Raw genomic sequence first — 14,608 nt, 5'->3', positions numbered from 1 at the left:
GCTCTCGCCGCTGTGATTTTACGATCACACTGGACAAAAATTCCATGCAAAGGTTTGCATAATGCCATTGCAAACGATTGCTAGTGTGATACCCAGAATGCACGACATCCCGGACACCGGGGCGAATCAGGAGAGGGATATGACGACGAGCGTTCTGCGGTCCTGCGGATCGATGGCGGCCTTGGCAGTGGCGCTGGTCAGCGCACCGGCCTTTGCACAGACGGCGCAGGCTCCGACCCCGGCGACCCAGGAAGGGGCCACCCCCGACGCCGGTGCCTCCAGCGAAGACATCGTCGTCACCGCGACCAGCGGCGAGCGGTCGCGCTTCCGCAGCTCGATCTCTGTGTCGCAGGTCAGCCAGGAGGCGATCCAGAACTTCACGCCCCGTTCGACCGCCGAAATCCTGCGCAACATCCCCGGCCTTCAGCCCAGCGATACGGCAGGCCCGGGCGGCAACGCCAATATCGGCGTGCGCGGCATCCCGGTATCGACCGGCGGCTCCGAATATGTCTCGTTGCAGGAAGACGGCCTGCCCGACGTCCTGTTCGGCGACATCAACTTCGGCAATAACGACTATTGGCTGCGCTTCGACCAGAATATCAAGACGGTCGAGGCGGTGCGCGGCGGTTCGGCTTCGACCTTCGCCAGCCAGGCACCGGGCGCGGTCATCAACTTCATCAGCAAGACCGGCGACGTGGAAGGCGGCCAGATCGCCTATTCCAACGGCCTGGGCTTCCGCGAGCATCGTGTCGATTTCGACTATGGCGGCCCGATCGACGAGACGACGCGCTTCCATGTCGGCGGCTATGCGCGCAACGGCGGCGGCTACACCAACGAGAATTTCAACATCCTGCGCGGCTATCAGATCAAGGCGAACATCACCAAGGATCTGCCCGACAATCGCGGCTTCATTCGCCTGTATTTCAAGCGGTTGGACGAACAGGCTCCGACCAACACCACCACGCCGACGCTGGCCACGCTGGACGGCGACCGGGTGACCGGCTTCACCCCGCTGCCCAATTTCGACGGGCGGTCGGGGTCGGCCTACACGATCTACAACCGCAACTTCCAGTATCTGGACTATGACAATGGCGGCGTGAAGTCGGCTGAGGTGCAGGGCATCCACCCGCGCGTCACCGGCATCAGCGGTCAGGTCCATTACGACATCACCGACAATATCTCGCTGGACGACACGATCCGTTACCAGTGGATCAGCGGAAACTTCACGACCCAGTTCATCAACGTCCAGACGCGCACCGGCACCGGCGGCCTGATCGGTTCGACGGTGAATGGCCAGACGGTCGGCTCGATCCGCTATGCGGCGGGGCCAAATACCGGGCAGCTGTTCACGGGCGCCTATGTGAACAACAACCCGAACATCAACGTGTTCATGAAGAACATGGACAATTTTGCCAACAACCTGACGTTGAACGGTAAGTTCGATGTCGGTCCGGGCAAGGCGCGGCTGACCGCCGGTCTGTTCGTGATGCGGCAGAACATCGTCCAGGACTGGCATGTCAACCGCCAGTATAGCGAGCTGAACGGGAATAACGCCGCGCCGCTCGACCTGTTCTCGACCACGGGCACGCAGCTGACCGCCGCGGGCCAGGCGGGGTTCAACGACAATTGGGGCAGCTGCTGCGCGCGTCGCGTGGACCTGACCTATACCGATGTCGCGCCCTTCCTGCAGGCGGGTTACGAGGTCGGCGGGCTGAACCTCGACGCCTCGGTCCGTTATGACAGCGTGCATGGCGAGGGCACCGCGCAGGGCGGAGTCGCCGGTCCGACGACCCGCGTGACCGACGCGCTGGGCTCGGCGCTGATCCCCTCGCTGGTGCTCAGCCCGAACGTGGAGAAGATCAACTATACCGATGGCTATGTCAGCTGGTCGGTGGGCGCGCTCTATGCCTTTGACAGCAAGACCAGCGTCTTTGCCCGCGCCAGCCGTGGCGGTCGCTTCAACGCCGATCGTCGTGTCCTGTCGGGCAACTTCAACGCCGACGGCTCGCTGAACGCACAGGGGCAGGCGACGTCGGTCAACTTCCTCAACCAGCAGGAAATCGGCCTGAAGCAGCGCGGCGGCCTGTTCGGCGCGTCCTATTCGGTCGAAGTCACGGGCTTCCACTCGACCCTGACCGAGAATAATTACGACTTCACCCGGATCAACAATCCGGCGCCGAACAATAACCCGAATATCTCGAACGGCTATCGCTCCTACGGTATCGAGTTCACCAGCCGCGTGACCTATGGCGACTTCCACCTGGCGGTCGACGCGACCTATGCGAATTCGAAGATCACCAGCAGCGCGACGCCCGGCCTGGTCGGCAAAAAGCCCGGCGGTCTGCCCGACTTCCTGTTCGTGGTGTCGCCGTCCTATGACGCCGGTCCGATCGCGTTCGGCGTCAGCATGAACGGCCAGACCAGCACCAAGTCGGACGACTTCAACCTCTATACGATCAAGGGGTCGACCTTCTTCAACGGCTTCATCACCGTGCGGCCGATGGACAAGCTGGAGCTGGGCCTGAACGCCAACAATATCTTCGACAAGCTGGGCTTCCGTGGTGGCGGCGGCATCTTCCCGGTCCTGTCCTCGACGCAAGGGGTGTTCAACAACACCGCGCTCTATGGGCGCACGGTGACGGCCTCGGTCCGCTACCGCTTCTGATCCACTCCCCTTGGGGCGGGTGCCACTTGGCATCCGCCCCGTTTTTCGTTCAGGAGGACGGCCATGACCCAATCGGCTCCGCCCGCCCGAACCCTGAAGGACATTGCCCGGCTGGCGGGCGTGTCGCCCGGCACCGTCAGCCGCGCGCTGGCGGGCAAGAGCGTCGTCAATGCCGAGACGCGGGCAAGGATCGAGGCGCTGGCCGCCGAGCATAATTTCCAGATCAACCAGATGGCCCGCCGCCTGCGCGCACAGCGGACCGGCGTGATCGGCGTCGCCATTCCGCTGGGCCATGAGCGGCGGCAGCGGCTGTCCGATCCTTTCTTCATGTCGCTGCTCGGCCATCTGGCCGACGAACTGGCGGCGCGCGACCATGACGTGATGCTGTCGCGGATCATCCCGGACGATGATGACTGGTTGTCGCGCATCACCCGGTCGGGCATGGTCGATGGCGTGCTGCTGATCGGCCAGTCGGACCAACTGCCGGTGATCGAGGCGGTGGCCGAAACCTATCTGCCGCTCGTCGTCTGGGGCAGCACCATGCCCGGCCAGCACCACTGCGCGGTCGGCGTCGACAATCGGCTGGGCGGGCGGATGGCGGGCGAGCATCTGATCGCCACCGGCCGCCGTCGCATCGCCTTCATGGGCGAGGTCCGCACGCTGGAACTGGCGCAGCGCCATGCGGGGCTTTGCGAGGCGATGGCCGATGCCGGACTGCCGCCGCCCCAACAACTGGACGTGGCGCTCGCGCCCGAGCTGATGCCCGACCAGATCGAGGGCAATCTGGCGCGGTTGCAGGCCGAAGGGCAGGGGATCGACGGCATCGTCGCGGCGTCCGACATGATCGCGCTCGCGACGATGGCGGCGCTGGTCGCCGCAGGCCAGTCGGTGCCGGGCGATGTCGCGGTCACGGGCTTTGACGACCTGCCACTGGCCGAGCGCGCCATTCCCCGACTGACCACGATCCGGCAGGATCTGGAGGCGGGGGCCAGGGCGATGGTCGAGGCGTTGTTTACACGGCTGGAGGGGACCGCCGCGCCGGGGCTGGAAATGCCACCGCGCCTGATCGTCCGCGATTCCGCTTAGGAGCAGAAAACTTCGATTTTTGCGTATTGCTTCCCTCGCCCCTCACAGAGGGAAGAGGGTTGCGCAGACTTGGTCTTTGCGTGAGCAAAGGCTTAGTCGGAGCTGGGTGAGGGGTGGCGCGCAGAGCGCGCGCGAGCCAAAGGCTCGCTCAACCCTTCACCCAAGCTGCGCTAGCCAGCCAAGCTGGCAAGCTTCGCTAACCCTCTCCCCTATCCAGGGGAGAGGGAAGAAACAAAGGGTGTCAGGCCAGCGTCAGGCCGACATCCACATTACCGCGCGTGGCGTTCGAGTAGGGGCAGATCTGATGCGCGGCCTCGACCAGCTTCTCGGCCTCGGCGCGATCGATGCCGGGCAGGTCGACGGTCAGGTCGGCGGTGATGCCGAACCCGCCCGCTGCACGCGGACCGATGCCGACCTTGGCCGACACGGCGACGGCATCGGGAATCTTCACCTTCAGCTGCTGGCCTGCCACCTTCAGCGCGCCGATGAAGCAGGCCGAATAGCCCGCCGCGAACAGCTGTTCCGGATTGGTGCCGTCGCCGCCGGCGCCGCCCAGTTCCTTCGGCGTCGACAGCTTGACGTCGAGCGTGCCGTCCGGGGTGGCGGCATGGCCGTCACGACCGCCGGTGGCCCGCGCCTGGGTCTGATACTTCACGTCGATCGTCATGATGATGTCTCCGATACTATTTATCGCGATAAATATATGGGGTGGTGGAACGGACTTGTCCAGCGGTTCTTTTATCGTGATATGCATTTCGCTCTAAAGGGAGATGGCGAATGTCGGCCCCATGGCCGCTCGACGAACAGCTGTGCTTCGCGGTCTATGCCGCCAACATGGCGATCCAGCGCAGCTACAAGCCGATGCTCGACCAGCTCGGCCTGACCTATCCGCAATATCTGGCGCTGCATGTCCTGTGGGAGGAGGACGGGCGCACGATCGGTGCGATCGCGCAACGCCTGTCGCTGGAGTCCAGCACGGTCACGCCGCTGGTCAAGCGGCTTGAGGCCGCCGGGCTGCTGGTGCGCGAACGCGATCCGCACGACGAGCGGCAGGTGCGCGTCAGCCTGACCCCCGCCGGGCGCGAGATGCGCGACCGGTGCGGCTGCCTGGGCGAGGAACTGATCGCCCGGTCGGGGATGGAGGTCGATGACCTCAAGGCGCTGAAGGCCGAGGTTCACGCGCTGCGCCAGGCACTCGAACGGCGCGAGGGCGCGGCGGCGTGATCCTCTATGATCATCCGCTGTCCTCCTATGGGCAGAAGGTGAAGATCGTGCTCCGCGAAAAGGGCATCGCCTTTACATGCGTGCTGCCCGACGATTTCGGCACGGGGCGGCAGGATACCGAATTTGCCGCCGCCAATCCCCGGACCGAAGTCCCGGTGCTGATCGTCGAGGATGGACAGGCGATCTTCGATTCGACGATCATCCTCGACTATCTCGACGAACGCTGGCCGGGCTCGCCGCTGATGCCCCGCTATCCGCTTGTGCGCGCCCGCCAGCGCGAGGTCGAGGAGATTGCCGACGGCCCCTATGAGGCGGTGAACTGGGGCTATGGCGAAATCCTGTGGTTCCGCCGCGCCGAGGGTGCGCTGGCGGATGACATGCGCCATGTCGCGGCGACGGATACGCGGGTGCTTCAAGCGTGGCTGACGAAGCGATTGGGCGATGCGCCCTGGTTCGGCGGTGAGACGTTCGGGCGCGCCGATGCGGCGGTCGCGCCGATGGTCAACCGTTCGGTGCATTACGGGCTGGCGCCAGTGGCGGTATCGGCGCTGGCGTCATGGCATGAGCGGGTTTCGGCCCGGCCCGCGGTGGCCGAGACCTTTGCCGAGTTCGATGCGGCGGCGGCGCATATGGCGCAGGCCGCCGACCATTATCGCAGCGGCGGACGACGACGCGAATATCGCGACCACCGGCTGGAATGGATGATCCGCTCGGGCGGGGTGCCGGTGGTGCTGGACGGGTTGCGCGAGGATACGATCCGGTTCTCGTGGCCGGGTTGAGGTTCGGGGCTTGGCCTTCGACTTCGCTCAGGCTGAACGGCAATCAGTACCAAGCTCCAACGCCCCCAAACCCCGTTTAGAGTCGAAAACGATCAACTCTGCTCACCCCTCCCCTTCAGGGGAGGGGCCGGGGGTGGGGCGCTTCCGCAAGCGAAACGCCCATGGCGATGCCCCACCCCAACCCCTCCCCTGAAGGGGAGGGGCTAAAACCGTGCAATGCTGATCGCTTTCAACTCTAGCCTGAGCACAGTCGAAGGCCGGGGAATCCCCGGAGCGGGGTGGCTTTGCCTTGAATCCCACGAGCCCCTTTCGGGGGAGGGGGGCCATCTCATGCCATTCCGCTTTATGGCCTCTGGACCAGCGTAAACACCACCCCCGGCGCATCCCGCAGCGTCACGTACAGCACCCCATTCTGCATCGGCGGCACCGTCAACCGCGCCGCCGTGAACCCTGGCGGCACACTCACCGCTGCGCCCAGATCGGCACTCGCCGCCACCCGGTCGATCAGGAACAGGTCGCGCCCCGCCATCTGGCATCCGTCGGCGGCACAGGTGATCGCATCGATCCCCGGCAGCCGCACCAGCGTGGCGAGCGGACTCCAGTCGCCCTTGATGCCCCCGCGCACCACCCGGTAGCGTAAGGCCCCCGCCGCCGCCGGACCCAGCCGTGCCGGATCGAGTGTCGCGACAGCGATGTCGGGCGAGGACAGCCGCACGTCGTGTCCGCCCTCCAGCGTCACCGACGCGCTGCCATCCGCTGTGCCGACCTCGATCGCGTCGGTCGGGGCCAGCCGGGTGCCTTCGCCTGCCCGAACCGAGAAGGTCAGGCGGCTATTGTCGGGCAGGATCGTCTCGTCCTTGGTGGCCAGCGTCACCGCGCCCGCCGCCGCCTTGGGGGTCAGGCTGCGCGCGATCAGCGTCGCGGCGGGGCGGGGCGGGGCGGTGGTGATCGGCACCGACAGGGTGCGCCCATCGGTCAGCCGGACTTTTGCGCTCGTGCCCGAGGGCTGGCGACCATCGGCGGCGGTGACGACCAGCCGGTCGGTATCGCCCTCACGCGTAAGGCCGTCGGGCGAGAGACGGACGTCACCGATCTCGGCCCCGGCAATCTCGTCCAGCCGCTGTCCGGTCAGCGTCGCGAAGCGGTCTCCCCTGGCCAGCGTCACGGTGTCGATCCGGCTGGCCGGTGAAAAGGCGCGCAAGCCGACCGTGCGCGGCGCGGCGTCCCCGATCTGCTGGACCTCCAGCGTCACGTCGCCCGCCCGCGCCGCTTTCAACGGCAGGGTGACGGTGATCCCGTCCGCGCCGCGCAAGGTGAAGGGCACCGACTGCGGGGCGGCCGAGCCGCTGCGCATCGTCACGCCGGTCACGCAGGCGGCGGCCGGGCCGGTCAGCGCGACGCTGTTGTCACGCCCGACGACCAGGCTCTGTCCGCTGTCGTCCGTGCGCCACTCCCCGCTGCCCGGGAATTGCAGGGTGAAGTTCGGCCCCTCGAAACTGTCGAAGCCCCATTCGCCGTGCAGCTTGGCGGACACCTTGCCGGACAAGGCGCCCGAAGGCAGCGGATCGGTCAGGACATAACCCCCGCGATCGGCGCGCGCGCGGACGGGCAGGTCGAGCCGCTTGCCGTCGGCGGCGGTGATCGACACCATCATGTTGCGCGCGAACGCGGTCGAGTAAATCAGCGGCGCACCCTCGACCGGCAGGACCAGGCCCGGCCGCGCCCCGCAGAGCGGGACGTCGCCGGTGACGCGCAGACGCGGCGGACTGGCCGCGTCGATGGCGGGCATGGCGGCGACCAGCACCGATTTGGGCTTGGCGAAGGAGGGCGCGGCGTTGAGCAGCAGCGCCATCCGGTCGCCGTCGCGCGTCGCCAATGTGGGCAGATAGCCGAATTGCGGATTGCCGAACGCGCCGAACACCCGCGCAATGTCGCGGACCACGGCGATATAGGGGCTGTAATAGCCCAGTCCGGCTTCGCGCGTATAGCTGACCTGCAAGGCCAGATCGGTCGGCGCGCCGATCAGCGTGTCGGTCATCGAGCTGCTATGGATGTCGGCCAGTACCAGATTTTCCTGGTTTTCGAGCAGACAGGCGGCCTGCAACTCGATCACCTTGGCCAGGCAGTCGGGGTTCAGCTTGATCGCCAGGCTGTTGGACAGGGCGGGCGCGAGGGTGCGCAGAAACTCGGGGTGGCTGTTCTCCTGCGCGCGGATCGCCGCGACAAAGGCGTTCAGCCGCGAACGGTCGAGCGAGGCCTGGTTCAGGTCCTGCACCGCGCGGACGAACTCGCCCGGCCGGTCGCGCACCGCATCGACGATGGTGCCCGATGCGCCACCCGTCTCCGGCACCAGGAACAGCGCCATCTGCCGTGCGCCCTTGGGCACGGTCAGGGTCAGGCGGCGGTCCTTGTCCTTGGGCTTCCAGGTCTCGGCCGACTTCACCCAGTCCTTGGGCGGCGGATTGGTCGCGCCGCTCAGGAAGGCGGAGAAGAGGATGTAATGCGCCCGCTGGTCGCGCGGCAGGTCCGCCTCGATCGTCAGCCGGTCGCCGGTGGCGAGGTTGGGCACCTCGGCGATGGGCAGTGTGCGGTCGCCGCGCGTGACGGAAATACGCAAGGCTGGCCCCGGCAGGTCGAAGGGCGCGGGGTCCGCGGCGCATAGCGGGCTTTCGACCAGGGCGGCCGCCGCGAGCGCCACCGCCATCAGCGGGCGCGGAAAGGGAAGGCGAGGGAGCATGGCAGGACTTAAGGCGCAGTCGGCGGCAGGGATCAAGCCATTCGCGGCAGATGACATGCGGGCGTCACGTTGCAAATCCTCCCCGCTTACGGGGAGGGGGACCATGCGCAGCATGGTGGAGGGGGCGTGCAGCACATGATGCGCCTCGCGAAGATCCCCCTCCGTCAGCCCTTCAGGCTGCCACCTCGCCCTTGCAGGGGAGGACAAGTTTCAGCCCAGCTTGTCCGCCGTCTTCGTCTCGAAATCACTGGCGTCATGGCGTTCGCGCAGCTGCTCGGACGGCTCGCCGAAGGTGCGGTTGACCATCCGTCCCCGCTTCACCGCCGGTCGGGCGGCCATCTCGCGCGCCCAGCGCAGGACATGGGGGTATTCCTGAACCTGAAGAAACTCGGCGGCGTTGTAGAGATCACCCAGCACCAACTGCCCGTACCAAGGCCAGATCGCCATGTCGGCGATGCTGTATTCGTCGCCCGCTACGAAGGCGTTATGCTCCAGCTGGCGGTTGAGCACGTCGAGCTGGCGCTTGGCCTCCATCGCATAGCGGTTGATCGCATATTCGATCTTCACCGGCGCATAGGCATAGAAATGGCCGAAGCCGCCGCCCAGGAACGGCGCGCTGCCCATCTGCCAGAACAGCCAGGACAGGACTCGCGCCTTGGCCGCCGGTTCGGTCGGCAGGAACGCGCCGAAGCTTTCCGCCAGATGGGTCATGATCGCGCCGGACTCGAAGATGGCGAGCGGCTCGGCCCCCCGCCGGTCGACCAGCGCCGGAATCTTGGAATTGGGATTGACCGCGACGAAGCCGCTGCCGAACTGGTCGCCATCGGCGATGCTGATCAGCCAGGCGTCATATTCCGCCCCCGCATGACCGGCGGCGAGCAGTTCCTCCAGCAGGATGGTGACCTTCACCCCGTTGGGCGTGCCCATCGAATAGAGCTGGAGCGGATGCTCACCGACCGGCAGGTCCTTGTCATGCGTCGCCCCGGCGACGGGACGATTGATGGCGGCGAAGCGCCCGCCGCTCTCCTTGTCCCAGGTCCAGATGGCAGGCGGGGTATAGGCGTCGTCGCTCATGGCTCTTGGCTCCAGCTTTGTCCGGCGCGGGAGATGGGCGGCGGCGATGGCAAAAACAACCGCGACCGTGCCTTTTATTTCGCTGGCGGAACGGGCAGGTCGCGGCGGACGTACAGCATTTCATGCCGCTCCTCGCGCGGGACCGCCATGACCAGCCGATAGTCGCGTGCCAAAGCGCCGGAGACCTGGGCCTGGGTCGCGGCATTCCAGGGCGAGAAGGGATCGTCGAGCGTCACGATGGCGGGCGGACGCCGGGCGAGGATGCGGGCGACCTCGGCGCTTTCGTCGATCCCGATCGCGCCGCGCTCCGCCTCATAGGCCAGCGAGGAGGGAAAGGCGTAAGCGGTCGGAATGCAGCCGCCCGACAGATGGTAAAGGCTGGAGTCGCCCGCAAAGACATAAGGGCATTCGCGCCCGTCCACCGCCGCCATCGCCTTCGCCATGCGGCGGATGCCGTCGCCCTCGCCCGGGTCGTTGGTGGCGGAGTGGAAGACGAACAGCGCGGCCCCGATCGTGAACACCGCAACCACCGCCTTTCGGCTGAGCGCAAAGGCCGGGGCGGCGGCGAGCGCCAGCGGGGCGACCAGCGGCAGGGCATAATGGTCGAAAAATGCCCCGATCATCGCAAAGGCAACCAGTGCGAAGCCCAGCCAGATGCGGGTCAGCGTCAGCGCCGGATGCTTCGGCCCCTGGCGCCAGCTATAGAGCGCACAGGCGATCAGCGGCAGCAACTGCCCGCCGATCCCGGCAAGCCGCCCGATGATCTTGGCCGCGGGATAGCCGCGCCGCAGCGTGATCGAGGTGAAATTGGCGAACCAGAAGGCGTCGAATGCCGCTGTATCCCCAAGCCAGAAATACAGCACGACCAGCGCGGTGGGCAGCAGCCCGAGCACCATCCAGGCCAGTGCCGCCAGCACCACAACCACGACGCCCGCCCGCGCCCGCCAGAGATACCAGAGATGCGCAAGGCCGAAAAACGCCCCCTCGACCAGCGGGGTATATTTGATCTGGATCGCGATGCCCGCCAGCAGACAGGCGATGGCGCCGCTGACGATGATCGCGCCGACCGCCCGCCGCTCGGCCAGGCGCGGCAGTTCCAGCGTCAGCACCGCAGCGGCGGTCATCGCCAGATTGTAGAAGACCGGCGACTGGCCGCTTCCCCCGCTGAGCAGCGGCAGCCACAGGATATAGGCGGCCCCCGCCGCCAGTCCCGCCGGAAAGCCTAGCCCCATGCGCCGCGCAGCCAGCCAGACGAGCCAGCCGGTAGCCGCGGTGCAGGCCGCGCCGACCAGCTGATAGGCGAGGAACCCGTCACCCGGCAGCAGGCGGAAGCTGGCGAACAACAGGAACAGCCCCGGCGGCTTGCGGTCCCACAGATCGACATAGAGCCGTGCGCCGTGCAGGATGCGATCGCCGACCAGCAGATAATATTGCTCGTCGACATGGGCGACCGGATTGCCGAAGTCGCGCATCCGGGTCAGCACGGCAAAGGCCAGCAGGACCAGCGCCGCGCCGATCGGCCGGTTCAGGTACAGATTGAACCTAAGCGGCATCGAAAAAGCCGGGCGGGCGGGCGTCATTTCCGTCATCTCGAACCCTGTTGGAGAATGGGCGACGGGCGAAACGAAACCCCACGGATCCGCCCGGTGCGGCTCGCCCATGTCATCGACACCGGGGCCTTCGCAAAGAAAATCGACATGGTTCCCGGCCGAGTGAAAATATTTTCAGCCACCATGTCCGGTTTGGTGGGGATTGCTCCGTCTTAGCCATGAACATCTCTGGCTGCGGCGCTGGCCGCCGCCGGGCGGGGGCTTCGGCAACCGGGTGACTTGGTCGTTTTAAGGGCGGGGTGGGGTAATGCTGCTCGATGCGGAAGGCGCGGCTTGGCGGAATGCCAAAGCCTGGGCTCAGGCGGGGAAGACGGAACGGACGGGCGCCTATGTCGCGCCGTGCTGGACCGTGGTCGTGCCCTTTTTCAACGAAGAGCGCGATCTGGCGGCCACGCTGGAGAGCCTGGCGGCGCAGACGGTGCGGTTCCGTCTCGTGCTGGTCGACAATGGCTCGCTCGACGCCAGCGCGCGGGTGGCGACCGACACCTGCGAGCGGCTGGGGCTCGATCATATCCTGTTGCACCAGGGCCTGCCCGGCAAGATCAACGCGCTGCACCTCGGCCTCGACCATGTGCATACGCGCTTCGTCGCGACCTGCGATGCCGACACTTATTATCCGGCCGATTATCTGGCGCAGGCGCAAGCCCTGCTGGAGCGGCCGGGCTGCGTCGTCGCCGGGGCCTATTTCATCGCCCCCCAGGACGGGGAAGCGGAGCGTCGTCGCGAGTCCGCCGCGATCCGGCTGGCGGCGCGCTTCCTGCCGCGCCAGTGCCATGCGGGCGGGGCGGGCCAGGCCTTTCGCACCGAGGCGCTGAAGGCGGCGGGCGGGTTCGACGCGCGCCGCTGGAATTACGTGCTGGAGGATCATGAGGTCATCCACCGCGTCATGCGCCACGGCACCATGGCCTATGCCGATGGCTTCTGGTGCGTCCCGTCCGACCGCGAGCGCGACCGGGAGTCGATCCGCTGGACGCTGACCGAGCGGCTGGTCTACAGCGTGGCCGCGCCGTTTGCGGGGGACTGGTTCTTCTACGATTTCCTTGCGAAGCGACTGCGCGCGCGGCGGCTCACGACCGAGCGGATGCGCGAGCGGGCCTATCAGCAACTGGCGGGGGTCGTGGGTGAACCGGCTTATTCTCTGCGCTGACGATTTCGCCTTTTCCACCGACGACAGTCTGGTCATTGCCGAGCTGTTGCGCTCGGGAAAACTGAACGCGACGAGCTGCATGACCCTCCGTCCGAACTGGATGGAGGACAGCGTGATGCTGCGTTCGGTGCCGGAGAGCGCGCAGATCGGCCTGCACCTGACCCTGACCGAAGAAGCGCCGATCCACCCCAATGGCTTTACCCATGACGGGGTGATGCCGGGGATCGATCCATTGACGCGACTGGCGTCGCGCGGGCAGCTCGACCCGGCCGAGATCACCCGCGAGGTCGAGGCGCAGTTCGACCGTTTCGAGGCGGCGATGGGCCGTCCGCCCGCCTTTGTCGACGGGCATCAGCATTCGCACGCGCTGCCCGGCGTTCGCCCGATCGTGCTGGCGATCACCCGGCGGCGCGCGCCCGACGCGTGGGTGCGTACCTGCGAAGACCGGCTGATCGGCTTGCTGGGGCGGCCCTGGCGCGGCAAAGCGATCGGCAGCGCCTATCATTCGCGCGGCCTGACCCGCGCGGTGGAAGCGGCGGGCCTGCATTGCAACGAGGGGTTTGCCGGGCATTACGGGTTCGACGGGCGCTTTGCCGAGGCACTGCCGCGCTTTCTGGACCATGGCGGGGCGGAGCATCTGGTGATGTGCCATCCCGGTGCGGGCAAGCGGGCGGGCGACGTGATCGCGGCGGCGCGGCGCGACGAAGCCGATGTCTTGCGCGCCGTTTCGGTGTCTGACATGGCGGCGCAACGCGGGCTGGCCTTCGCCGCCTGACACGAGGGCGGTCTTTGGGTAATCAGGGTCTGGAAGGCCGGTTCATGGAGGCGCGCCCGCTGCTGCGTCGCCTGCTCGCCGCCCGGCTCGGCTCGCCCGACGAAGCGGAGGATGCGCTTCAGGACCTGTGGCTGCGCGTATCGGGGCTGGACGCCGGACAGATCGAGCAGCCCATTCCCTTTCTCTGCCGCATGGCGACCAATCTGGCGACCGACCGCCGCATTGCCGCCGCCCGGCGCGGCGTGCGGGAGGGGGCGTGGGAAGAGGTCCAGCCGCAATCCGCCGAATATGCCGATCCCGAACGGATCGCATCTGGCCGCAGCGAGCTGGCCCAGGCCCATGCGATGATCGCCCGGATGCCCGACCGGATGCGCGAGGCCTTTACCCTGTTCCGCTTCGAGGAACGGCCGCAGCGCGACATTGCCGAACGGATGGGCATCACCGTCAGCGCCGTCGAAAAGCTGCTCCGCCGCGCCTATCAATTTTTGCAAGAAAATCGTGAATTGGAGGGTGCGGATCAGGCGTGTCGGCGTCGTCCTGACAGTGGAAGGAGCGGGGACGAGTGACGCGGGAGGAACAGGCGATCGACTGGCACGTCCGGCAGCGCGACATGAGCGCGGCCGAATGGGATGCCTTTGCGACCTGGCTGGAGGACAGCCCGGCCAATGCGCGCGCCTATGACGCGGTGGCGATGGCCGATGCCTTGCTGGTCGCCCCGGTGGCCGAACCGGAACCCGTCATCGCCGAGCCGCCGCTGGCGGCTCCGGTCGCTGCCAACGACAACAGGGGGTGGGGTCGTTGGTGGTTGATCGGCGGCGTCGCGGCCGCCGTCGCTCTGATCGCGGGGCCGGTGCTGATGCAGGCGCACCCCGACATCCGGGTCGAACAGACCCGGCCGGGCGAGACGCGGGTCATTGCCCTGAACGACGGCACGCAGGTCGAACTGGCGGGGGGATCGCGGCTTCGGCTCGACCGCAACGACATGCGGGTCGCGACGCTGGAGAGCGGACAGGCGCTGTTCCGCGTTCGGCACGACGCCTCCGCTCCTTTCGAACTCCGCTCCGGCGACGTTGCCATCCGCGATGTGGGGACCGTGTTCAACGTCCGGCGTGAGGGGGCTCGGCTGGATGTGACGGTCGCGGAAGGGGCGGTGGCGTTCGCACCCCGTGGGCAGACGGTGCAGTTGACCGCCGGGCAGGGGGCACGGCTGGACGAGGCGCGGGGCAGCCTGCGTCGCGTGCAGGTCGATCCGGCGATGGTCGGCGGCTGGCGTCGCGGCCTGCTGGATCTGGACGGCGATACGGTCGACACGATTGCTGCACGATTGCAATCCGCCTATGGCATGCGCATCGCGGTGGAGGGGCCGTTGGCGAAACGCAGCGTCACCGGGCTGGTCCGGGTGACGGGCGACGCCAGCCGGGACGTTCCACGTCTTGCGAAGCTGATCGGAGCGGAGTGGCGCCAGAGCGGTGGGGACTGGATTTTGCGGGCGTCGGACGGGGTTCATTGAA

General features: G+C 67.0%; 12 protein-coding genes. 8 read left to right on the top strand and 4 right to left on the bottom strand.

The window, feature by feature from the left end; translation table 11 throughout:
- Positions 1-139 precede the first annotated feature (139 nt).
- Both BSZ14_RS00660 and BSZ14_RS00655 read left to right on the top strand, forming a co-directional pair.
- Positions 140-2,665: a TonB-dependent receptor domain-containing protein gene (locus BSZ14_RS00660; RefSeq protein WP_076709342.1), complete on the top strand. Its 2,526-nt coding sequence runs from the start codon at positions 140-142 to the stop codon at positions 2,663-2,665.
- 63 nt (positions 2,666-2,728) lie between these two features.
- Positions 2,729-3,751 carry a LacI family DNA-binding transcriptional regulator gene (locus BSZ14_RS00655; protein WP_076709232.1) on the top strand — a complete coding sequence of 341 codons (1,023 nt, stop codon included), beginning with the start codon at positions 2,729-2,731 and terminating at the stop codon, positions 3,749-3,751.
- 241 nt (positions 3,752-3,992) lie between these two features.
- On the opposite strand, the gene BSZ14_RS00650 is transcribed toward BSZ14_RS00655, so the two are convergent.
- A complete protein-coding gene (locus tag BSZ14_RS00650; RefSeq protein WP_042483415.1) occupies positions 3,993-4,418 on the bottom strand; it encodes an organic hydroperoxide resistance protein in 426 nt (141 codons plus the stop codon).
- A gap of 110 nt (positions 4,419-4,528) precedes the next feature.
- Between BSZ14_RS00650 and BSZ14_RS00645 the strand changes: the two genes are divergently transcribed.
- A complete protein-coding gene (locus BSZ14_RS00645) occupies positions 4,529-4,975 on the top strand; it encodes a MarR family winged helix-turn-helix transcriptional regulator (protein ID WP_042483414.1) in 447 nt (148 codons plus the stop codon).
- Positions 4,972-5,754 carry a glutathione S-transferase family protein gene (locus BSZ14_RS00640; protein ID WP_076709230.1) on the top strand — a complete coding sequence of 261 codons (783 nt, stop codon included), beginning with the start codon at positions 4,972-4,974 and terminating at the stop codon, positions 5,752-5,754. The genes BSZ14_RS00645 and BSZ14_RS00640 overlap by 4 nt, the downstream gene beginning before the upstream one ends.
- A 343-nt stretch (positions 5,755-6,097) precedes the next feature.
- Here the strand turns inward: BSZ14_RS00640 and BSZ14_RS00635 are convergent, their stop codons facing one another.
- The 3 genes from BSZ14_RS00635 to BSZ14_RS00625 form a co-directional block, all read right to left on the bottom strand.
- Positions 6,098-8,491 (bottom strand): hypothetical protein, encoded by a 2,394-nt coding sequence (locus BSZ14_RS00635; RefSeq protein WP_076709227.1) that lies wholly within the window; start codon positions 8,489-8,491, stop codon positions 6,098-6,100.
- Between the two features lie 210 nt (positions 8,492-8,701).
- The gene (gene yghU / locus BSZ14_RS00630; protein ID WP_076709225.1) at positions 8,702-9,565 is read right to left on the bottom strand and encodes a glutathione-dependent disulfide-bond oxidoreductase; all 864 of its coding nucleotides are present in this window, start codon (positions 9,563-9,565) and stop codon (positions 8,702-8,704) included.
- 74 nt (positions 9,566-9,639) lie between these two features.
- A complete protein-coding gene (locus BSZ14_RS00625; RefSeq protein ID WP_338012060.1) occupies positions 9,640-11,154 on the bottom strand; it encodes an ArnT family glycosyltransferase in 1,515 nt (504 codons plus the stop codon).
- Between the two features lie 268 nt (positions 11,155-11,422).
- Here BSZ14_RS00625 and BSZ14_RS00620 point away from each other — a divergent pair, with 268 nt between their 5' ends.
- The 4 genes from BSZ14_RS00620 to BSZ14_RS00605 are packed head-to-tail and all read left to right on the top strand — an operon-like array spanning position 11,423 to position 14,607.
- Entirely contained in the window at positions 11,423-12,322 is a 900-nt protein-coding gene (locus BSZ14_RS00620) for a glycosyltransferase family 2 protein (RefSeq protein WP_241823576.1), read from the top strand.
- Positions 12,297-13,097 (top strand): ChbG/HpnK family deacetylase, encoded by an 801-nt coding sequence (locus tag BSZ14_RS00615; RefSeq protein WP_076709222.1) that lies wholly within the window; start codon positions 12,297-12,299, stop codon positions 13,095-13,097. Before BSZ14_RS00620 ends, BSZ14_RS00615 begins: the two co-directional genes overlap by 26 nt.
- Positions 13,098-13,111: 14 nt before the next feature.
- Positions 13,112-13,663, top strand: a complete 552-nt coding sequence (locus tag BSZ14_RS00610) for an RNA polymerase sigma factor (protein WP_241823575.1) — start codon at positions 13,112-13,114, stop codon at positions 13,661-13,663.
- Complete coding sequence (locus BSZ14_RS00605) at positions 13,660-14,607, top strand: FecR family protein (RefSeq protein ID WP_076709220.1); 948 nt, start codon at positions 13,660-13,662, stop codon at positions 14,605-14,607. The genes BSZ14_RS00610 and BSZ14_RS00605 overlap by 4 nt, the downstream gene beginning before the upstream one ends.
- Position 14,608: the final 1 nt, after the last annotated feature.

Source organism: Sphingomonas sp. Sph1(2015), from assembly GCF_001970915.1.
Taxonomy (GTDB): domain Bacteria; phylum Pseudomonadota; class Alphaproteobacteria; order Sphingomonadales; family Sphingomonadaceae; genus Sphingomonas; species Sphingomonas parapaucimobilis.
The sequence above is the reverse complement of the archived record's forward strand: the minus strand, read 5'-3'. Positions and strand labels throughout refer to the sequence as shown.

Coding starts and splice junctions, on each gene's coding strand:
- BSZ14_RS00645 (WP_042483414.1), top strand. CDS start 4,529: ATGTCGGCCCCATGGCCGCTCGACGAACAGCTGTGCTTCGCGGTCTAT.
- BSZ14_RS00655 (WP_076709232.1), top strand. CDS start 2,729: ATGACCCAATCGGCTCCGCCCGCCCGAACCCTGAAGGACATTGCCCGG.
- BSZ14_RS00660 (WP_076709342.1), top strand. CDS start 140: ATGACGACGAGCGTTCTGCGGTCCTGCGGATCGATGGCGGCCTTGGCA.
- BSZ14_RS00650 (WP_042483415.1), bottom strand. CDS start 4,418: ATGACGATCGACGTGAAGTATCAGACCCAGGCGCGGGCCACCGGCGGT.
- yghU (WP_076709225.1), bottom strand. CDS start 9,565: ATGAGCGACGACGCCTATACCCCGCCTGCCATCTGGACCTGGGACAAG.
- BSZ14_RS00635 (WP_076709227.1), bottom strand. CDS start 8,491: ATGCTCCCTCGCCTTCCCTTTCCGCGCCCGCTGATGGCGGTGGCGCTC.
- BSZ14_RS00620 (WP_241823576.1), top strand. CDS start 11,423: ATGCTGCTCGATGCGGAAGGCGCGGCTTGGCGGAATGCCAAAGCCTGG.
- BSZ14_RS00625 (WP_338012060.1), bottom strand. CDS start 11,154: ATGACGGAAATGACGCCCGCCCGCCCGGCTTTTTCGATGCCGCTTAGG.